At 68.9% G+C, this 19,687-nt stretch carries 28 protein-coding genes; all 28 read left to right on the forward strand.

The genetic code is table 11. The annotated features are described in order from the left end of the window. The first annotated feature begins 353 nt into the window (after positions 1 to 353). The gene (locus VGV13_13690) at positions 354 to 1,121 is read left to right on the forward strand and encodes a hypothetical protein (GenBank protein ID HEV8642147.1); all 768 of its coding nucleotides are present in this window, start codon (positions 354 to 356) and stop codon (positions 1,119 to 1,121) included. Next, a complete protein-coding gene (locus tag VGV13_13695) occupies positions 1,118 to 1,621 on the forward strand; it encodes a DUF1643 domain-containing protein (protein HEV8642148.1) in 504 nt (167 codons plus the stop codon). Before VGV13_13690 ends, VGV13_13695 begins: the two co-directional genes overlap by 4 nt. Beyond that, positions 1,615 to 1,743, forward strand: a complete 129-nt coding sequence (locus VGV13_13700) for a hypothetical protein (GenBank protein HEV8642149.1) — start codon at positions 1,615 to 1,617, stop codon at positions 1,741 to 1,743. Before VGV13_13695 ends, VGV13_13700 begins: the two co-directional genes overlap by 7 nt. 1,751 nt (positions 1,744 to 3,494) lie before the next feature. After that, positions 3,495 to 3,995, forward strand: coding sequence for a terminase small subunit (locus VGV13_13705; GenBank protein HEV8642150.1), 501 nt, complete (start codon positions 3,495 to 3,497; stop codon positions 3,993 to 3,995). Between the two features lie 5 nt (positions 3,996 to 4,000). After that, positions 4,001 to 5,923, forward strand: coding sequence for a terminase gpA endonuclease subunit (locus tag VGV13_13710; GenBank protein HEV8642151.1), 1,923 nt, complete (start codon positions 4,001 to 4,003; stop codon positions 5,921 to 5,923). Continuing rightward, positions 5,923 to 6,123 (forward strand): hypothetical protein, encoded by a 201-nt coding sequence (locus tag VGV13_13715; protein HEV8642152.1) that lies wholly within the window; start codon positions 5,923 to 5,925, stop codon positions 6,121 to 6,123. Before VGV13_13710 ends, VGV13_13715 begins: the two co-directional genes overlap by 1 nt. 64 nt (positions 6,124 to 6,187) lie before the next feature. Continuing rightward, positions 6,188 to 6,379, forward strand: a complete 192-nt coding sequence (locus VGV13_13720; protein HEV8642153.1) for a hypothetical protein — start codon at positions 6,188 to 6,190, stop codon at positions 6,377 to 6,379. A 188-nt stretch (positions 6,380 to 6,567) separates the two neighbouring features. Then, a complete protein-coding gene (locus VGV13_13725) occupies positions 6,568 to 6,813 on the forward strand; it encodes a hypothetical protein (GenBank protein ID HEV8642154.1) in 246 nt (81 codons plus the stop codon). Further along, on the forward strand, positions 6,814 to 7,008 hold the full coding sequence (locus VGV13_13730; GenBank protein HEV8642155.1) for a hypothetical protein: 195 nt from the start codon (positions 6,814 to 6,816) through the stop codon (positions 7,006 to 7,008). It begins immediately after the preceding gene. A gap of 215 nt (positions 7,009 to 7,223) precedes the next feature. Next, the gene (locus VGV13_13735) at positions 7,224 to 8,966 is read left to right on the forward strand and encodes a phage portal protein (protein HEV8642156.1); all 1,743 of its coding nucleotides are present in this window, start codon (positions 7,224 to 7,226) and stop codon (positions 8,964 to 8,966) included. Then, positions 8,929 to 9,120 (forward strand): hypothetical protein, encoded by a 192-nt coding sequence (locus VGV13_13740; protein ID HEV8642157.1) that lies wholly within the window; start codon positions 8,929 to 8,931, stop codon positions 9,118 to 9,120. The genes VGV13_13735 and VGV13_13740 overlap by 38 nt, the downstream gene beginning before the upstream one ends. A gap of 1 nt (position 9,121) precedes the next feature. After that, positions 9,122 to 9,580, forward strand: a complete 459-nt coding sequence (locus VGV13_13745) for a hypothetical protein (protein HEV8642158.1) — start codon at positions 9,122 to 9,124, stop codon at positions 9,578 to 9,580. Then, positions 9,580 to 10,005 (forward strand): hypothetical protein, encoded by a 426-nt coding sequence (locus tag VGV13_13750; protein HEV8642159.1) that lies wholly within the window; start codon positions 9,580 to 9,582, stop codon positions 10,003 to 10,005. The genes VGV13_13745 and VGV13_13750 overlap by 1 nt, the downstream gene beginning before the upstream one ends. Then, the gene (locus tag VGV13_13755; GenBank protein ID HEV8642160.1) at positions 10,005 to 10,478 is read left to right on the forward strand and encodes a hypothetical protein; all 474 of its coding nucleotides are present in this window, start codon (positions 10,005 to 10,007) and stop codon (positions 10,476 to 10,478) included. The genes VGV13_13750 and VGV13_13755 overlap by 1 nt, the downstream gene beginning before the upstream one ends. Positions 10,479 to 10,490: 12 nt before the next feature. Further along, positions 10,491 to 10,682 (forward strand): hypothetical protein, encoded by a 192-nt coding sequence (locus VGV13_13760; GenBank protein ID HEV8642161.1) that lies wholly within the window; start codon positions 10,491 to 10,493, stop codon positions 10,680 to 10,682. 103 nt (positions 10,683 to 10,785) lie between these two features. Further along, the gene (locus VGV13_13765) at positions 10,786 to 11,751 is read left to right on the forward strand and encodes a hypothetical protein (protein HEV8642162.1); all 966 of its coding nucleotides are present in this window, start codon (positions 10,786 to 10,788) and stop codon (positions 11,749 to 11,751) included. A 108-nt stretch (positions 11,752 to 11,859) separates the two neighbouring features. Next, positions 11,860 to 13,281, forward strand: coding sequence for a head maturation protease, ClpP-related (locus VGV13_13770; GenBank protein HEV8642163.1), 1,422 nt, complete (start codon positions 11,860 to 11,862; stop codon positions 13,279 to 13,281). Between the two features lie 3 nt (positions 13,282 to 13,284). Then, positions 13,285 to 14,436 (forward strand): head decoration protein, encoded by a 1,152-nt coding sequence (locus VGV13_13775; protein ID HEV8642164.1) that lies wholly within the window; start codon positions 13,285 to 13,287, stop codon positions 14,434 to 14,436. Positions 14,437 to 14,960: 524 nt separating this feature from the next. Beyond that, entirely contained in the window at positions 14,961 to 15,980 is a 1,020-nt protein-coding gene (locus tag VGV13_13780) for a major capsid protein (protein HEV8642165.1), read from the forward strand. A 13-nt stretch (positions 15,981 to 15,993) separates the two neighbouring features. After that, positions 15,994 to 16,314 carry a hypothetical protein gene (locus tag VGV13_13785; protein HEV8642166.1) on the forward strand — a complete coding sequence of 107 codons (321 nt, stop codon included), beginning with the start codon at positions 15,994 to 15,996 and terminating at the stop codon, positions 16,312 to 16,314. Next, positions 16,307 to 16,777: a hypothetical protein gene (locus VGV13_13790; GenBank protein ID HEV8642167.1), complete on the forward strand. Its 471-nt coding sequence runs from the start codon at positions 16,307 to 16,309 to the stop codon at positions 16,775 to 16,777. Before VGV13_13785 ends, VGV13_13790 begins: the two co-directional genes overlap by 8 nt. A gap of 1 nt (position 16,778) precedes the next feature. Beyond that, entirely contained in the window at positions 16,779 to 17,408 is a 630-nt protein-coding gene (locus VGV13_13795; GenBank protein ID HEV8642168.1) for a phage tail protein, read from the forward strand. Next, positions 17,409 to 18,122: a hypothetical protein gene (locus VGV13_13800; GenBank protein HEV8642169.1), complete on the forward strand. Its 714-nt coding sequence runs from the start codon at positions 17,409 to 17,411 to the stop codon at positions 18,120 to 18,122. Between the two features lie 15 nt (positions 18,123 to 18,137). After that, entirely contained in the window at positions 18,138 to 18,554 is a 417-nt protein-coding gene (locus VGV13_13805) for a radical SAM protein (protein HEV8642170.1), read from the forward strand. Positions 18,555 to 18,562: 8 nt separating this feature from the next. Further along, on the forward strand, positions 18,563 to 18,967 hold the full coding sequence (locus VGV13_13810; GenBank protein ID HEV8642171.1) for a hypothetical protein: 405 nt from the start codon (positions 18,563 to 18,565) through the stop codon (positions 18,965 to 18,967). Positions 18,968 to 18,981: 14 nt separating this feature from the next. Next, the gene (locus VGV13_13815; protein HEV8642172.1) at positions 18,982 to 19,143 is read left to right on the forward strand and encodes a hypothetical protein; all 162 of its coding nucleotides are present in this window, start codon (positions 18,982 to 18,984) and stop codon (positions 19,141 to 19,143) included. Next, positions 19,143 to 19,436 (forward strand): hypothetical protein, encoded by a 294-nt coding sequence (locus VGV13_13820; protein ID HEV8642173.1) that lies wholly within the window; start codon positions 19,143 to 19,145, stop codon positions 19,434 to 19,436. Before VGV13_13815 ends, VGV13_13820 begins: the two co-directional genes overlap by 1 nt. A gap of 14 nt (positions 19,437 to 19,450) precedes the next feature. Continuing rightward, positions 19,451 to 19,687 (forward strand): hypothetical protein (locus VGV13_13825; GenBank protein ID HEV8642174.1); only part of this gene is annotated, 237 nt, incomplete at its 3' end.

Here is a 19,687-nt window from a genome sequence, read left to right on the forward strand (position 1 = left end):
CTGCCGCAGCCCCAAAGACCCAGCGCAGCTGCGGCGACTGCCACCGGCCGTTCCTCGGCGGCCCGTACGCCAGGACCGGCCCCTGCTGCCGCTGGAAGCACCGCGGGCGCCGCGCGAAGAAGTACGTCTGGACGCCGGAGCCCACGACGCCGCCCTCGGCTCAGAATCGTGAGCGCCCATTCTAGGCCGTTCAAGACTACGTGTGATGAGCCGATTTGCGGAGCGCGGGCGACCGAGGAAGTGTTCAACACCTACAACGCCACGCAGGGGACGTTCTGCGCGCGTCATGCGCGGGTCCGCGTGAAGGAACTACGCAAAAGCGAGAAGATTCGCCCTCGGGAGGGAGGGGAAGCATGAGTGACGAGAGGCGAGAGGTACTGGAGTGGAGGGCTCGACACTTTCTCAAGAACGAGGACGGCTTCCTCGGGAGCACGTATCAGATCCTGGCAGCGTTCGCCGAGGCCGAGGTCACCCGTGCTCTCGCAGAGAAGGATGCCCACGAAAAGGAACACATCGAGGATCTTAGCCTTGACGTGAGCGCGGCTCACTCCGCGACCAACCGTGTACAGAACGAAGTGTACAGACTCCAGGCGAAGCTGGCCGAGGCGGAGCGGGAGCGGGACGAGGCGCGCGGATACGAGGCTCAGAAGGAAGCGTGGGATGTGCGGGGATTCTTCGATGCGCTCAAGGACTCGGGCCTCGAGGCGATCACGCATGAGGACGGCTGGGCGTTGACGACGCCGACGGTTCTTGACGACATGCGGGCTCGGATCTCCGCCCTGGAGGCCGACCTCGCGGCGATGCGGGGGGCGCTCCAACAGCTCGTCATCAAGGTGAGGCAGATTGAGCCCTACGCACACGACGCGATCCTCTTCAAGGCGAACCACGGTTTCAAGTACGTGGGGCCGACATGGAGGGAGGAGATCGAGACAGCTATTACCGCCCTCGCCTCTTCCCCCGGCGCCGCGCTGGAGACGATGCGGGAGGTGGTGCTCGCCCTCGAACGCGTTTTAGTAACCATCGACGCATGCGAGAAGCTCACCGATCACCCACACAAGATGTGGGACGAGGCTCGCGCCCTCCTCGCCCGGCCCGAGGTGAAGCGGTGGGCGGGGCGATGAGTTGGGTGGCGACTGACGCGGTGATCGACGAGACCGGTCGTTATCGCTACGCCTTGGAGCGCATATGGAAGCTGATGGCTGGCCGTGCGGTCTGGATCATGCTCAACCCGAGCACGGCCGATGCCGAACAGGACGACGCGACCATTCGCCGGTGCATCGGTTTCACGCGAGCTTGGGGTCTCGGCGGGATCATCGTCGTCAATCTCTTCGCGTACCGCGCCACGAACCCACGGCGTCTCTTGGCGCTCCGTCAGAACGACGCGGTGGGCCCGCAAAACGACGAGTGGCTCGGTCGGCATGCGCGCGGCGCAGGCGTGAAAGCAGTCATCGCGGCGTGGGGCGCGCACGGCTCGATGTGGGGCCGTGACACCGAAGTGCTCGACCTGCTCCGGTTCTGGCATGTGCGCCTCCAGTGCCTCGGACGGACCAAGGCCGGCGCGCCGAGACATCCGCTGAGGCTTGCCTACTCGACCGCACTTGAGGAGTTCTCGCCGTGCTGACCGTCGCTGAGCTGCTCGCCGCGAGGCCGGCGGTGCTGCCGTACTTCGTGGTCCCCTTCCCGGTGCCGATCACGGTGGGGCCGCTGACGCTCACGTTGGTCATCGTGTTGGGGCGGAACTGAGATCGTCCCTCGCGCGCCCGAGGGCCAGGAGGTCTACTACCGCGGCCTGTACCGCGGCGTCTACTGCTCCTTATTCGACGACCCTGATTTCCAGCAGCTCACCCCCACCAGCCGCCACGTCTTGTTGACCCTTCGGCTGTGCGCGCAGAACAACGCCTCGTCGATGTTCCGTCACTACCCCGCTCTCCTCTGCATTCAGACCGGCTACGACCCGGGAACCCTTGAGACAGCCCTCCGCGAGCTCGAGTCGACACCGACTTCAGCCGCCGGGCGCTGGATCGAGCGCGAGGGCGTCGTTGTCTGGATCCGGAACGGGCTGCGGTATGACCCCAATATCCGCCTGGCCGATCCGAAGCACCGAAAAGGTGTCGAGCGAGCTATTGCCGCCCTTCCTCGGCTTCCGATCGTTCTAAGGTTCTGCGATTACTACCGAATCACAAGACCCTTCCAAGACCCTACAGAGACCCTCGCAAGACCCTCTGAAGACCAGGAAGGCTCTGGCGCTCCGAGACCGAGACCGAGACCGAGACCGAAGAACCTCGAGACCGAAGTAGTAGAGCCGGTGGACGGTGTGGATAACATGTTAGCCGCCCGATCAGACCGTGCCTCGATCCGGAGTGCTCTCGCACTGGATTCGGAGGGGCACCAGCGGACGGAGGGCGAGGTTGGGACGGACGGGCAGCCCCAGCGGCGTGGCCTGACGGCAGAGGAGGATCGGGCGCGGTTGGAGGCGTTGACGGCGGAGCTGGCGAGGGAGAAGGCGGCGCCGAAGAGAACACGAGGATGAGCCGGTCATCGATTCGGGGGCCCCTGCAAGAGAGGCCACAAGCGGGAAAGCGAAGGCGCGAGGTATTTCCACTAGTTACAGGACATTTAGAGCTAACGGCTAACCATCTGTGTGCGGCGTGCGGCGGGAAGATGCCGCCAGCGAGGCTGCGCGCTGGCGGGCGCCAGCGGTCAGGACGGCGGAAATACTGCTCACCGCGCTGCATGAATCTAGCTTCATCAAGGGCTGCGCAGGTTCGAGAGAAAGATCGAAATCGAAATCGCGCGTGGGTCTGCGCTGGCTGCGGAAAGGAGTTCCTCGGCCGAAAGCGCAGGCGCTGCCGTAAGGGTTGCGGCCGAGTCCGCTGGCGCCGTCCTGTCGCGGCCTGCCGTTCCTGCGGCCTCCGGATCACGACGGCGCGGAAAGTCTGCCGGCTCTGCGCTCGCCTCCGTCTGCTGGACATCTGCGGATGTGGCCGAATTTTCATGCCCTGGTTCCGCGAGAACGGCAGCCCAGTGGCGCACGCACTGTCGAAGTGTGGCCACTGTCCGCGCTGGTCATTGGCGGCCATCGAGAAGGCCGTGGCGCGGGCTTCCGCCGCCACGGCACGACCGAGAATCTGGAAGCGGTGCCCGAATTGTCTGCTCGAGTTCCCGACGAGGAACGCGGGACAGGTCTACTGGCCCAAGGCCTGCGCGCGTCAGGCGAAGAGTCGGGCCAAGCACGCCAGGCGACGCGGACTCGCGAAAGCGCATCTCTCGCTCTGGTCGATCTACGCCCGCGACCGGGGGCGCTGCGGGCTGTGCTGCGGTCCGGTCGGTCGTCGATTCACGCCCCCTCATCCACGCTCGGCGACGCTCGATCACATCGTTCCCGTGGTCGCCGGCGGCGTCCATGAGGCGCGCAATCTGCAACTCGCGCACTTCGGCTGCAACAGCGCGAAGCGAGAGCGGCCCTGCGCCAGCCAACTCCGGCTCCTCGGCTGATGGCACCCCGTCGTCGCCCGCCGAAGACCAAGCTCCTCACCCGCCGGGAGCTCGCCACGAAGCTAGCTGTCCACATGCAGAGCGTGACGCGTTGGGAGCGGGATGGCATGCCGATCGCGCAGCGAGGCGCTCGCGGACGTCCGTCGCGCTATGATCTCGCCGTGGTCGAGGCCTGGCGGGCCGCGAAGGAGGCGGCCGCGCGCACGCCGGGCGCGGCGGTCAGTCTCGAACTCGAGCGGGCCCGCAAGGAGCGGGCGCAAGCGGCCCTGACGGAGCAGACGCACCAATCGCGCGCGCGCGAGCTGCTCCCGCGCGACGAAGTCAAGCGCGTGATGGAGCAGCGGGCGGCGGCGATCCGGGCCAAGCTCCTCGCCTGGCCGACCACGCTGGCCGACCGCGTGCATCGCGCCGGGACCCTGGACGGGCTCGCCGGTGTGGAGTGCGTCCTTGCCGAGGCCGTCCGCGAGGCACTCCTCGAGTTGGCAGGGCAAGCGCTGTGACGGCCGTGAGCCCGGTCCAGGCGCTCGATCGCGAAGTCTGCGCGTCCGTCTTTCCGCCGCCGCCCGAGCTGACCGTCTCCGAGTTCGCCGACCGCGAGATCATCGTGACGACGGGGCCGCTGGCGGGGACGCACTGGCAGACGAGCTTCACGCCCTATCTGCGCGGCGTCCTCGACGCGTTCCACGAGCCTGGGGTCGAGATCGCCGTGCTCCGGGCGAGTTCGCAGGTGGGGAAAACATCGGCGGCCGTCTGCGTCGTGGCGTATCACATCGCCCACGACCCGTGCCCGATCATGGTCGTCGAGCCGACCGTCGACCCGATGGCGAAGGACTTCGCGCGCAATCGGCTGAACCCGGTCATCGAGGCGAGCCCAGCCCTGAAAGAGCGCGTGGCGAAGGCGCGCGCGAAGCACGGGAGCAATACGACCCTCACCAAGATCTTCCGCGGCGGCGACCTCGCCATTGGTGGGGCCAACAGCGCCGCCTCGCTGGCCGCGCGCTCCCGGCGTCTGCTCGTGCTCGACGAGATCGACCGCTATCCGCCCGAGCTGCCGGGCGAGGGCAACACGATCTCCATCGCGCTCAAGCGGACCTCCGCGTATCGCCGCCGGCGGCGGGTCCTGATGCTCAGCTCGCCCACGCTGCGCGGGGCGCCCATCGACACGTGGTTCCGGCGCGGCGACCAGCGGCATTTCCACGTCCCGTGTCCCGCGTGCGGCGTGCTGCATCCGCTCACCTGGGCCAACGTCCGGTGGGAGAACGACGATCCCGAGACGGCCCACCTGGTCTGCCCGGCCTGCGGCGCGGCGTTCGGCGATGCCGAGCGGGTCGCGATCCTCGCGCGCGGCGAGTGGCGCGCGGGGCAGCCGGATCGCCGCGAGCGCGCGATCGTGTCGTTCCATCTCTGGGAAGCGTACTCGCCGCTCTCGTCACTCGCCGAGATCGTCTCCGGGTTCCTGCGTGCGCGGGCGGCGCAGAAGGCCGGGGACCGCTCGGAGATGCACGCCTGGCAGAACACGACGCTCGGTGAGCCGGTCGAGCCCGACGACGGTGAGGGCGCCGAGCCGTCCTCGCTCCTGCTACGGCGCGAGGCCTACGGCGTCGATGTGGACGTGCCGGCCGCAGCCTGCTGTCTCACGATGGGCGCGGACGTGCAGGACGACCGCCTGGAGCTGCTCGTGATCGGCTGGGGCCCAGGCGAGGAGGCCTGGCTCGTCGACCGGCAGACGCTCCCGGGCGACACGTCGCAGCCGGAGCCGTGGCGGATGCTCGACGAGGTGCTCGAGGCCGAATACCGGCACGCCTCCGGCCTCCGGCTCCGCGTCCTGGCGACCTGCATCGACTCCGGCGGCCACCGCACGACGCTCGTCTACGACTACTGCGCCCGCCAGGCGGCGCGGCGGGTCTACGCGATCATCGGCCGCGAGGGGCAACGCCCGCTGGTGTCGTCGCCGGCGCCGCGCCGATGGGGCCGCGGCCAGCGCGCGGTCCCGCTCTACACGATCGGCGTCGATGCCGCCAAGGGGTTGCTGGTCGGGCGCCTGCGGCTGACGGAGCGGGGGCGGGGGTACGTCCACCTCCCGCATGCGGACTGGGCCGACGAGGAATTGGCGGCGCAGCTGACGAGCGAACGGCTGGTCACGCGCTGGCACAAGGGCGTGCCGACGACGGCGTGGGTGAAGACGCGGACTCGGAACGAGATGCTCGACTGCGCGACGTACGCGCTGGCCGCCCTCCGCCTCCTGAATCCGCGCCTCGAGGCGATGGCCCACCGGCTCCGGGCGGCCGCGCCGGCACCGAGCGCGCCGAGCGAGACGACGACGCCGGTGCCCGAAGCCTCGCCGTTCACGGTGCCGGGCCCGGCGACGCCCGCTATGGCGGGGCGCATCGGTGGGCGCCGCTTCACGCGCAGCCGGTACCTGGCTTAATGAGCCGGCCCCGCCGCGCCCCAGCCGCGCCACCAGCGGGCGCGCCTCCACTCTGGCTCTTCGCCATTGTCGCGGTCGCTCGGCGAGTCCTCCCGCGAGAGTGGTGCGGCCAGATCCGGCTCAACGTGTTCAAGGGCGGGATCAGCAACGTGAACATCGAGCAGACGGTGCTGGTGCCGCCGGAGCCGCCGTCGAAGTGATCCCACTGCTGCGGTACACTCCAGAAGGGGATCGGCGCGCAAGGCGCCGAGAACGAGGGAAACCATGGCGGCGAGGGTGATCGAGCGGCACTCCGATAGGGACGGAGAGATCGCTCGCGTGGAAGAGCGCGACGACGGCTTCTACTTCGTGGCCAGCCGTGGAGCGACCCCGAGCGCGCATGGACCGATGGCACTCGTCGATGCGCTTTTCGCGATGAACGAGTTTCTGGGGGAAGAGGATCACGGCCGATCCTAAATACCCAGCGCGTGACCCAGAGCGTGGGTCAAAGCCGCCGCCGAAATGATCCGTTGCCGCAGCCCGGGTCGGGGCGGTATGCTCTCGGTCAGAGCTGGCCTGAGGACACTCGGAAACTCCGAAGCCTCGGGAGGGCGCGCCGGATGGCGCTCGTCCTCCCGGGGCTTCTTGCGTTGAGGAGGATCGAGATGCCGCATTACCGAGATGGGACTGAAGCGAACGTCGGCGACGTCGTGCGCGGCCGTGGCTACAACATCGGGCACGAGATCATCGGGAAGGTGCTCTCCATCACGCCTGGCGCGGAGACCTGCAACCTGAGCATCGCGTGCATCGCGGCGCCGTCCGTGATCTACCGCGCCGACGTGGGCCACGGCGTGCAGGTCGTGCCCACGATCGAATACGGCGAAGCGGCCGCGTTCGAGAAGGTCGGGTAGGTGGCATCCGGTGAGCTCCGAATCGTCGTCGTGTTCGAGCGCGCCGATGAGTTCGCCGCGCGATTGAGCGGCCTCATCGCGGAGGCGCGCGAGCGAGCCGGGCCCGAGGGTCTGGCCCCGCCGACGCTGGCCGAGGATCTCGTCATCCGCCTCCGGGCGCAGGGCGTTCTTGTCTACGCCGAGGATCTGGAGTAGACGGACGTGGCCTTCACGCAAGCGGACGCGGACGCGCTCCGAGTAGCCATAGCGAAGGGCGAGAAGAGCGTCACCTACGCAGATCGCTCGGTTGCGTATCGCTCGGTCGAGGAAATGCGCCAAGCACTCGCGATGGTCGAAGCGGACCTAGCCGCCGCGACGACGCCAGCGCGGCCCCGGCAGTGGATCGGGACCTCGAGCAAGGGGACCTGAGCATGCTCGCCGCGCTCGGCCGAACGCTCCAGCGCCTCGGCACGGCCCTCGCGCCGCCGATCAAAAATCAAGCCGCCATGTATCCCGCCGCTACCCAGGGCCGGCGCGCGAGGGGCTGGTTTTCGAGCACGCTCGGACCAAACGACAGCACGCTTCCGAGCCTGAGTCTCTTGCGCGCCCGCTCGCGGGCGGGCGTCCGGACGGACGGCTACGCGCGGACGGCCGTCGATCGCCTCGTGTCGAACCTGATCGGGACCGGGATCGAGCCGCAATCCCTCGCGCCCGATCAGAACTTCCAGGAGCGCGTCGAGCAGCTCTGGCTCGACTGGACCGATGAGGCCGACGCGGATGGCAGGCTGGATCTCTACGGGCTCCAGGCCCTCGCCGTCCGTGGCTGGCTCGAGGGCGGCGAGATGTTCGTCCGCCTCCGGCCCCGGCTCGCCAAGGACGGGCTTGCGGTGCCGCTCCAACTCCAGCTGCTCGAGCCGGAGCTCTGCCCGGAGAACTACTCGACCGTCGGGAGTCTTGGCAACGTGATCCGGGCCGGGATCGAGTTCGATCCGCTCGGCCGGCGCGCCGCCTACTGGTTCTATCGCCGACGCCCAAGCGACTTCACCGACATTCCAAGCTCCGAGCTCGTGCCGGTGCCGGCCGATAGCGTGATCCACCTCTACGACCCGCTCCGCGCGGGCCAGATCCGCGGCGTGCCCCAGCTCACGCAGGCGCTGCTGAAGCTCTACGATCTCGACCAGTACGACGATGCGACGCTCGTCCGGCAGAAGCTCGCGAACCTGTTCGTGGGCTTCCTCAAGCGCGGCGGTCCGACGCCGGACGCCGAGGTCGACCCGCTGACCGGTCAGGCGATCGAGCGCGACGACGCCGGGCATGGACTGATCGGGCTCGAGCCCGGCCTGTTCCAGGAGCTGAACCCGGGCGAAGAGGTCGACTTCTCCGAGCCGCCCGACGCCGCCGGGTACGCGGACTTCATGCGGGCGCAGCTCATGGGCGCCGCCGTTGCCGCGGACGTGCCCTACGAGGTCCTCACCGGCGATCTCCGCGCCGTGAACGATCGGACGGTGCGGGTGATCCTCAACGAGTTCCGCCGGCGCGTCGAGCAGCGCCAGCACCACATCGTCGCCTTCGCGCTGAACCGCCCGGTCTGGACCGCCTTCGTCAACGCGGCGGTCATCTCGGGTGCCCTCGCGGTGCCGGCCGCCTTCCATGACGATCCCCGGCCGTGGCTGCGCGTCGAGTGGGTGCCGCCGGCGTGGCCGTACCTGCATCCAGTGCAGGACGTGGAAGCCGAGCGCGCGATGGTCCTTGCCGGCTTCAAGTCGCGCAGCCAGGTGGTGCGGGAGCGCGGCTGGCGGGCGCGGCAGGTCGAGCGGGAGATCGCGGATGACAACGCGCGCGCGGACGCCCTCGGCTTCCGCCTGCACTCCGATTCGCGCTTCGTGGATGCGAAAGGGGCGGCGCCGGCCGGCGGGCCACCTGCGAGCGACACGGGCCAGGCCGCGCTGGCGCTCGCGCAGGCGGCCGTCGAGCGACCCGCGCCGGCGGTCATCGTGCAGGCCCCGCTGGCGCCGGCGGTCCACGCGCCCATCACCGTCGTCGTGCCGGAGGCGCGCCCCATGCGCGAGGACTTCATCCGCGACCCCGAAACGAAGCTGTTGGTCGGGCGAGTCCAGCGGCCGACGGAGGAGCGACATGCCGGTGATCCACACGACCAAGGGCGACCTCGATGAGTCCCTGCTGGAGAAGAGGACGGGCGAGGTCGACAACGACAACGAGTATACGACCTGGGTGGAATACTGGCTTGCCGGCGAGCTGGTGCACCGCTCAGCCCACGTCACGCTAAAGAAGCTGCCGCCGCTGTCAGGCGCGATCGAGGCATTCTGACATGGCGAACGCGCAAGCGATGTGCACGCAGTTCAAGGCCGACATCATGAACGGGCTGCACGCCTTCGGGGCGAGCGTCATCCGCGCGGCCACCACGAAGGACGCCTACAAGGCGGCGCTCTATCTCACCACGGCGACGAAGGGCGCGGCGACGACGGTCTACGACGCGACCGGTGAAGTCTCCGGGACGAACTACGTCGCGGGCGGTGTCGCCGTGACGACCGGCACGGCCCCGGCGACCTCGGGGACGACGGCCTTCTTCACGCCGTCGGCGTCGATCGTATTCACCAACGTGACGCTGGCGACCGCCTTCGACGCCGTGCTGATCTACAACGACACATCGGCCAGCAAACTGGCGGTGTCCGTGCATACCTTCGGCGCGCAGACCATCACGGCGGGGACTCTGACGCTGACCATGCCTGTGAACGACGCGGTGACCGGCCTCATTCGGATTGCGTAATGGCCATTTATTCTCTCTCTCAGCGCACGACGAACGTCACGATTGCCAACGCCTGCCTGGAGATCAGGACCGCCTCGACCGACCGCCCGCGCATCATGGAGATCGGACTCACGCTCAACGCGGCGACGGCGAGCGTGTTCGGCCTCGGGCGCCCGCAGGCGATCGGCATCACCCCGGTGAACGTGGCCTTCCTAGCTGAAGATTCGGGCGACCCCGCGAGCACGATCAACGGGTCGCTATCGTGGGCGACCGGGCCGACGGTGCCGCTCAATGTCTTCCGCCGGGCGTCGTTACCGGCGCTCGTCGGGGCGGGCATCGTCTGGACCTTCCCGCGCGGACTGGTGATCCCGGTCTCTAGCAGTCTGGTGCTCTGGAACATCTCGGCGACGGGCGCGGTTGACGTCTGGGTCGTCGTGGACGAGTGATGTCCCGCTTGATTGGTGGCCTTAGCGCATCGATCATGGTGATCGAACCTGCCGCCTACCGGCAAGGAGCTGATCCTGAGCAATTCGCCACGTCTTTCCTGACGTGGCCGGTGTTGTGGCCACGGAGCCGAATGCAGGCGACGATCAGTGATGGGGCCGCTGTTGGTCGCGTGGAGAGGCCATTCTACGAGGAGCGCGTCCGCTACGGCGGCACGAAAGCGTGGAAGCGGATCGCGGGCACCGCGAAGGATTCCGCCGGAGCGGTACTCGCCGGCGCGACCATGAAGCCGTACCGGACGGCGGACGGAGAGAACAACAAGGCCGACCAGACAGAGGGCGTCTCCGGCGCCTCGGCGGCTGACGGCGCCTACCAGGTGATGGTGCCGACGTCGGATACGTACTACCTCGTCGGCTACAAGGCCGGGAGCCCGGACGTCGCGGGGACAACGGTCAATACCCTGGTGGGCACGTAAGGAGAGGAGCGGATGAGTGTCGCGTCGACCTACGCGGCGGCGGTCCTGGCGCAGGTGCCGGTGCCGCCCCCGGGCTGGACCGGGGGCGGGATCGATGCCAGCGTCACGCCCACGGGCGGCCTCCTGATCAACAACTGGGGCGATCTCGACGGCGCCACGGCGCTGAGCCTCGGCCACTACATAGTGGCGACCTTCGGGGATTGAGCGTGCGCGCTCCACACGCCTGACGTCAGACCATCCTCAATTTATGCGCTCTGCTGAGCGCTGCGGCACATGCTCGATGGGACAAGCGTAAGCAGGGCCCCCGATGACGGATGTATTTCTCTACGCCGGCGAGCCGACGCCGAGTGACGTTAGGCTCAGCGACCCGACCATTCTACGCAGCGGGGGTCTTACCCTCGCTCTGACTGGAGTCGTGGCGACAGGGTTAGTCGGGGCCGTCGCGCTAAGTGTCGCTCTGGCGCTCTCCGGCGTCGCCTCATCCGGGGCCGCCGGCACCGTCACCCCAAGCAGCGCCGCTGCTGTCGTCGGCATCTCTGCGACTGGCTCGGTCGGGACCGTCGCTCCCAGCCGTACCGTCGCGCTGACCGGGGCAACCGGGACAGGGGCCGTCGGCGCGGTTGTGCCGAACAGGACCGTTGCGTTGACCGGCGCCTCCGCGCCCAGTGACGTCGGTGCCGTCACCCCAAGCGCCGCCGTCTTCCTGTCCGGTATCGCCGGGACGGGCGCGGTCGGGTCGGATGTCCCCAGTAGCTCGGTCGCCGTCACTGGAGTGTCAGGGGCCGGCGCTTCCGGGACATCGCTTCCGAATAGGGACGCTGGGCTCACCGGAGTCGCGGCAACGGGCGACGTCGGCACCGTCGTGGTCGCCGCGAATGACATCGCGCTCGCTCTCAGCGGCGTGGTGGGCAGCGGGAACGTCGGAGCCGTTGCCCCGAGCGGAGGCCCGCCACCTGTCGAACCCACAGCGTTCGTCGGCGGGCGCGGTCGGAACATCCGGGTCCCGAGGCGGCTGCAGTACGCGGCGGCGCTCGCCGGCATTCTAGGGACAGGAACGGCAGGAACAGCGGCTCCGAGCACGACCGTCGCTTTGGCGGGCATCGGAGCCACGGGGGCCCTCGGATCGGTTCAAAGCCGAGCCTCGCGCGTCTTCGATTACGTGCGCGTCCGGGTGCAGGACGAGCGCGATTTACTCGCCTTGCTCGGTTTCCCTGACGACGGGGGCGCTCTCGATGTTCTTGACAGCCGGCCGGGCGAGGTGGTACGGGTCTAGGTACACGTAGTCCCCTGGGACAACTCGAACATCGAGAGCCCAGGGAGGGGCGGTGCCCGCAAGGCGTCGCATTCCTCCCTGGGCTCTCCTGCGTTTAGGGGGTGGCGAATGGCCAACGAGTTGTACGCGGCCGGCGAGGAACACGCGCGCGCGCTGATCCAGAGCGGCGACGTCGACGAGACCTCGGCGTGGAGCATCTCGGCGGCCGAGGAAGACGAGCTGCTCGGCAGCCCTCCTGACTGGACCAAGTACGCCTCCTGGCACCTCGGCCAGGACCAAGCCGCCACCAAAGACACCAAGGCCCGATGGCGGTACCCGTTCGGCAAGATGACCGGAGGCAAGGCCGAGCTCTACCGCTCCGCGCTCCGCGCCATCGCCTCTCGCGCCAGCCAGCAGGGCGACGACACGATCTCAACGGCCGCGAGCGACCTCCTGGACGACCTCGACGCGAAGAAGGCCCCCGCCGCCCGCGCGACCGCTCGCCACTGGTACCGCTTCCTCGCCCAGGCCGATCCCGCCGTCGCCGAGCTGCTGATCTACGACGAGATCGGCAGCGGGTTCTGGAGCGAGGGCGTCACGGCCAAGCAGTTCGTGACCGACCTTCAGGCGCTGCCCGAGGCGGTGAAGACGATCCGCGTCCGTGTCAACAGCCCCGGCGGGAATGTCTTCGACGCGATCGCGATCGCCAACGCCCTGCGCGCGCAGAGCCGCGACAAGCAGCGCGTGGTCGAGATGACGGTCGAGGGGCTGGCGGCCAGTGCGGCCACGATCGTGACGAGCGCGGGCGACACCATCCGCATCTCCGACAACGCGCTGATGATGATCCACAACCCGATCGGCCTGGTGTGGGGACCGGCGGACGAGATGCGGAAGACGGCCGGGGTCCTGGACCAGGTGCGCGACGCGATCGTGGCCACCTACCGCTGGGTGTCGCCGTTGAGCGTCGAGGCGATCTCGGAGCTGATGGATCAGACGTTCTGGATGAGCGCGGAGGAGGCCGTCGCCAACGGCTTCGCCACCGAGATCGTCCAGGGCGTGAAGGCGACGGCCTCCCTCCGACCCGAGGCACTCCGACCGCTCGGCGAGATCCCCGAGCGGCACCGCGCGAGACTCGAGCCGCTGCTGAAAAGGGTTTCCCATCCCCGCACGCCGCGCACCCCCGCACCGCGCATCGCCGCCGACGCCCGGGACATCCTGCGCGAGTGCGCCGGGTTCCCCGAGCTGGCCGAGGAGCTCGTCGGGGCGGGCGCCACGCTCGAGGATGTCCGGGCTCGCCTCCAGCAGGCGAAGGAGATCCGCGGCCTCTGTGCCACGGCGAAGTTCCCCGAGCTGGCCGAGGGCTACATCGCCGCCAAGGCTCCGGCCGCCGTCGTCCGGGCGCACCTGACCACGCTCGGCGCCAAGTTCGATCGGATCGAGATCGACGCGCATCTCCAGCCCGATGCCGGGGCCGCGCGCCCTGGTCCACGGATCAACGTTGTCGAGATCTACCGGACGTTGAACACGCGCCCCGCTCTGAAAGGAGCCTGAGCTATGAAGCGATTCGCCCGCTGGAGTGATTCGACGGCGCCGGCCCTGGCCGTCTTGGCGGCTCTTCTCGCCCGCGTCGATATCGCGACCAAGCCCCTGTGGGCACGCCTCCAGCGTGTGCGCGAGGTCCGGTCGGCGGGCCTGGCGTGGCTGGACGCCTGGCGCGTGGCGGGGATGCCGGCCATCGCCGGCGGCGCCTCCCTCACGGAGGGCCAGCATGCCGGCGAATTCCTGCTCGGCGAGCGGAGCGCCGACACCCGCGAGACGGTGACGGTGCTCTCGGGTCAGAACCTGAAGGCCGGCGCCGTCGTGGGCCGCGTGAACAAGGGCGTGGGGCGCGTCTCGACCCCGACCGTGGTCGGCACCGGCAACGGCACCGCGACGCTGGTCTTCGCCGGCCCTGAAGTGGAGCTCGGCAACTACGTCCTGACCTGCATCACCGCCGTCGCGAACGGCGGCGTCTTCTCGCTGGTGGCGCCGAGCGGCAAGGCGCTCCCGAATCTCACGCTGACGGTGGGCGCTGGCGCGACCACGGCCTACACGAGTCGGCATATCAACTTCTCGATCACCGACGGCTCGACCGACTTCGCGGTGAACGACGCCTTCACCTTCATCGTCAGCACGACCGCGCCGATCGTGATCGGCACCGGCAACGGCACGATCTCCGGGCTGTCACTCGGGCCGGACGCAAAGACGGGGACCTACCGCGTGGAGAACATCGCGGCCGTCGTGAACGGTGGCGAGTTCAAGGTCATCTCGCCCGATGGGGACATGATCGCCAACGGCTTCATCGTCGCCGGCGCCGGCGGGACATGGGTGCTCGCGAACCAGCGGCAGCTGAACCTGACCGTCACCGACGGCGCGACCGACTTCGCGGTGGCGGACGCCTTCAACGTGTGCGTGTTCAACCAGGCGCCGGCGCTGGCGCCCGGCAAGGTCGTCGCCTGGGACCCGACTACCTTCGACGGCCGCGATGACGTGGCGGGGATTCTCTACGACAACGTCGACGCTTCGGCCGCCGACAAGACGGGCGTGATCGTCAGCCGATTCGCCGAAGTCATGAAGGGCTCGCTGATCTGGGGTGCGGCGATCACCGCGTCGCAGAAGGAATCGGCCTATCTGGACCTCGCCAAGCGCGGGGTGATCGCGCTGTGAGACGTGTCGACCTGACCGGTTGTCGCTTCGGGCGCTGGATGGTCCTGGAGCGCGCGGAGGACAACCGGTGGGTCTGTCAGTGTGACTGCGGGACGGTGCGCCCCATCAGTAATAGCAACCTGAGGAGCGGGGCATGTCTGAGCTGCGGGTGTCTGAGATCTGAGCTTTTGAGTGCGCGAAACCGGGTCCTCTCGGTGACACATGGGCTGACGGACTCGGCCGAATATCGGGCATGGGCCTCCGCCAAGAGTCGTTGCGAGAACACGAATCACCAGTCTTACGCCTGGTACGGTGCCCGCGGCATCACGATGTGTGCTCGGTGGCGCGACAGCTTCGAGGCGTTTCTCGCCGACATGGGACCGCGCCCGTCTCCACAGCACACCCTGGATCGCATCGACAACGATGGGAATTACGAGTGCGGGTACGGTCCAGCGTTCGGCCCGGGTAATTGCCGCTGGGCGACGCGGAGAGAACAGGCCAACAACAGGCGCCGGCCGCTGGCCGAGACCGAAGGGAGATAACGCATGCCCACCCTCGACGTGTTCCGGGCTGACGGCTTTAACACCGCCGCGCTCACCGAGGCAATTTTGAAGGCCCCCTACGTCCCCATGCGCCTCGGCGAGCTGGGGCTCTTCCGCTCGCGGGGCATCAGCGTGACGACCGTGCAGGTCGAGGAGAAGAGCGGGCAGCTCTCGCTGATCCAGACCTCGCCGCGGGGCGCGGCGCCGCCCGATCCCCTCGGCCAACCGAAGCGGACGCTGCGGAGCTTCGCCGTGCCCCACCTGGCGCGGGAGGCCACCGTCAACGCCGACGAGGTGCAGAACGTCCGGGCCTTCGGCAGCGAGACGGAGGTCCAGGTCGTCCAGGCGATGGTCGACGATCGGCTGTCCGAGCTGCGGCAGATGCACGAAGTGACGCTCGAGCGGCACCGCATCAGCGCGGTCCAGGGGACGATCCTCGATGCCGACGGCAGCACGATCTACAACCTCTTCACCGAGTTCAACGTCACCCAGCAGACCAAGGACTTCGTGTTCGGGACCGCGACCACCGATATCCGCGGGACCATCATCGCCGCGAAGCGCCTGGCCGAGGCCGAGCTGGGGGGCCTCGCGGTCCCGGAGTGGCACGGCTTCTGCGGGGCCACGTGGTTCGACAAGCTCGTGAGCCACGCCACCGTGACGGACGCCTTCAAGTTCCAGGAGGGCCGCGTCCTGGGCGCGGATCTCCGCTACGCCGGCTTCACGTTCGGCGGCGTCATCTGGGAGGAGTACCGCGGCGCCGTCGTCAGCCCGGGCGGGACGTCGGTGGCCTTCATCGACACCGATCAGGCCTACCTGGTGCCCATGGCCGCGCCGTCGCTGTTCGTCGTCCACTACGCGCCCGCCGACTTCATGGAGACGGTGAACACGATCGGACTCCCGATCTACGCCAAGCAGGCGCCGGACCCGAGCGGGTTCAATCGTTTTGTCGCTTTGCACACTCAGAGTAACCCTTTGGCCCTCTGCCTCCGGCCGCGCAGCGTGATCAAGTGCACCCGGAGCTGAGCGGAGCGGCCTGATGGCCGATCTCCGGCCCGATCTCGCGCCAGCGAAGAAAATGTTCGGGGCCGCCGCAGTGGTGACCCGGCCCGGCCAGGCCGCCGTCACCACGATCGTCATCGTCCTCTCCGGCGCGGCCGCCCAGTTCCCCGAGGCCCTCAACGGCCTGACCGTGACCGAGCAGCATCGCGCGATCGATCTCACTCGCGCTGATGTCCCGACGATCCCGACGGGGACCACGATCACGGTCTCCGAGGGCACGGACGCGGGCACCTATGCCGTCGACGGGCTGATCTGGCAGGACGGCCAGATGAGCCGAGCCCTCGTGCACCGTGCCTAGTCCGGCTCGGCGGACCCAGATCCTCGCGGCGCTCAAGGCCCGCCTGGAACAGATCTCCGTCGCCAATGGGTACTGGACGAATGCCGCCGGCCACGTGCACCACGGGCGGGTGGAGGTCACGGCGGACGATGTGCTTTCCGGCACCGCCGTGCTCGCGCTGATTCCCGGCCGCGCCACGAAGCGCGAAGGCGGCCGGCGGATGCTGCTCGACCTGCCCCTGGCCATTCAGGGCCTGGTGCCGGCTGACCCGGTCAATCCGCTGGACAGTGTCGAGCCGATCCTGGCGGACATCAAGCGCGCGTTCTTCCTCCCCGCCGACGAGCAGCTCGGCGGCCTCGTGACCCACGTTGCCTACGTCGGCGAGAGCGTCACGGATCGCGTGAGCGGCGGGACGCTGGCCGGCGTCGAGGTCGAGGCCAACGTCGTCTACTGGGAGCAGTACGGGCTTCCGGAGGCCGGCTGACGTGGACGTGCGCGTCACGGTCGACACGCGGGATCTGGAGCGCGCCTTCGATGCGCTCGGCGCCGAGGCGCCCCGCGCGGTCGCCCGCGCCATGAACCGGACGATCGCCACGGTGAAGACGGCCGCGGTGCGCGCCTCCGCGGCCGTGCTCACGCTCCCCCAGAAGGACGTCCGGCCGGCATTCTTCGAATCGCGCGCGACCAGCACCCGCCTCGAAGCCGACCTCCGGGCGAGCGGGAAGCGGATCCCGCTGATCGCGTTCGGCGCCCGGGGACCGGAGCCGTCCCGCGGGCGCGGCCGCGGTGTCACCTACCGTCTCCCGGGAGGGCGAGGGCGCGGCACGGTGCCCTCCGGGTTCATCGCCACCATGCGCAGCGGCCACCGCGGGGTCTTCAAGCGCACGAGCAATCTCTACCCACCGGCGAGACGTGGGCCGAAGCCGAATCGGGCGTGGTTGCCGATCAGGGAGCTGTTCGGCCCCTCCATCCCGCGCGTCCTCCTCGAAGGCCGCGAGGGCGACGCGCTCCGCACGCTCGCCGCCGAGGCCCTCGTCACGAATCTCGAGCACGAGGTGGCGTTCCTCGTGGAACGTCGTGCGGCCGGATCGGAGCCCTCGGTGGAGGTCGCGTAGATGGCGAGCCAGGTCCTCACGAATTGCGTCCTGTGGCTGGCCGGCTACAAGCTGTCCGGCGCCATGAACGCGCTCGGCCTCGATTACGGCGCCGAGTTGCAGGACGCGACGGTGTTCGGCGACACCGGGCGACGGCGGCGCGGCGGCCTCAAGACCCAGGCGTTCCACCACGAGGGCTACTGGGACGTGGGGACCGGCGCCGGCGATGCGGCCGACGAGGTGCTCTTTCCTCTGGTCGGCGCGGCGGATAAGGTGATGACGATCTCGCCGAACGGCGTCGAGGGCGAGCCCGCCTACACCCTGCGCTCAGTGGCCGCGGAGTACTCGCCCGGCGCCCAGGTCGGCCAGATGTTCAAATTCACCGTCCGCGGCGAGGGCGCGCCCGGCGACCCGCTGGTCGAGGGCACCCTGCTCAAGAATGCCGCCGTCAGCGTTGATGGCAACGGTACCGCCTTCGACGTCGGCGCCGTGAGCGCCACGCAGAAGCTCTATGCCGCGCTTCAGTTCACCGGTGCCGCACTGGGGACGGCGTATGTGCAAAGTGCGCCGACGAGTGGGTTCGTGTCCCCGACGCAACGCGTGCTCTTTGCCCTGGGCGGTTCCAGGGGCACCGATTGGCAGGTGGTCGCCGGGCCGATCACCGATGCGTGGTGGCGGGCCGGCTGGACCGCGAGCGGGAGCGCGGAGATCGTCGTGACCATCGCAATCCTGTAGCGAAGGGGGAAATTCATGGCTTCGATCGTGCTCACCGACGCGTTCGTCTCCATCAACGCGGTCGACTACTCCGACCACGTGAAGCAGGTCACGCTCAACTTCTCGGCGGAGCTGCAGGACTCGACCGCCATGGGCAACACCAGCCGGGCGCGGAAGGGCGGGCTGAAGGACTGGTCGATGGACATCGACTTCTTCAACGACTGGGCCGCCGCGCAGATCGACGTCAACCTCTTCCCCCTCGTCGGCGTCCAGACGGCGATCAAGGCCCGCAGCTCGAAGACGGCCGCGATCAGCGCCACCAACCCGGAGTACCGCGGAAACGGGATCATCGACAGCTATCCGCCGCTGAGCGATGCGGTCGGCACCATGGCGACGACCAAGGTCACGATCAAGGGCTCCGACGGCGTCGCGCTGACCCGCAACACCACCTAGGAGGCCCCATGGCCGACAAGATCTATCTGGACCGGGCCGCGCTCCTCGCGGCTTCGGACCGTCCTACCGAAGAGGTCTGGGTGCCGGAGTGGGGGAGCCACGTCCGCATCCGCACCATCACCGCCGGCGACCGCGATGCGTTCGACGCCGGCACCTACCAGGTGCGCGGCAAGGACGTGCAGGTCAACCGCGTGAACCTCCGCGCCCGCCTGGTCGCCCTCTGCGCCGTCGACGCCGCCGGCGAGCGGCTCTTCACGGACGAGGACGTCGCGGCCCTGGCGGCGAAGGGCGCGCGCGCGATCGACCGGCTGTTCGAGGCGGCCCAGCGCCTCAATGGTCTCACGCAAAAGGACATCGAGGACCTCGCGGGAAACTCCGAGCCCGGCCCGAGCGGCGCTTCCTCTTCAAGCTAGCGGGCGAGCTGGGCATGCCAGTCGCCGACGTCCAGCGGCGCGTGTCGAGCCGCGAGATCGCCGAATGGTGGGCCTATTTTCTGGTCGAGCATGACGATCGCCAGCAGGCCGAGCTGCGGGCGCGGGCCGAGGCGGGCGTGAGCGAGGTTCGCCGCCAGCCGCGGCGGAGGCGCTGATGCGCGCCGGCTACCGCCTCCACTGGGACGCCGAGCACGGGTGGATCCTCGATGTCCCGGTGACGCTCCAGCAGGATCAACTTCGGCGGATCGCGCGGTGGGCGCTCCCGCGGCAGATCGACCGGTACCGGGCCCTGCCGCCGGGCGGCCGGAGGGTCGAGTTGAACCGCGCGATCGGCGCGCTGACTCGCGGCGAGATCCGCCAGCGGCTCGTCGATCACGACGGCGATGGCGTTTCGATTCCGTTCGCATCCACGGAGCGAGTCAACCCCGAGCGGAGAATCTTCGCGTGATGGAGGAGGCCTAAATGGCAACGGTGAATACCTGGCGCGCGGTCGCGCTCGCGGTGGCGTTCGGCAACCTGAAATCCATGCTCGACATCTTCCAGGCGGGCACGGGATCGCGCGTGCAGCGGGCGCGCCGGATGTACCAGTTCAACAACGGCCTGACGGCGGTCACCGGCGTGCTCACGTCCTTGCAGGTGACGCGGACCACCGCCAGCTCGGCGGGGACACCCGTCGCCTCAGTTCCGCACGACACGGGG

It is taken from the genome of Candidatus Methylomirabilota bacterium, from assembly GCA_036001065.1.
Classification (GTDB): domain Bacteria; phylum Methylomirabilota; class Methylomirabilia; order Rokubacteriales; family CSP1-6; genus MNEF01.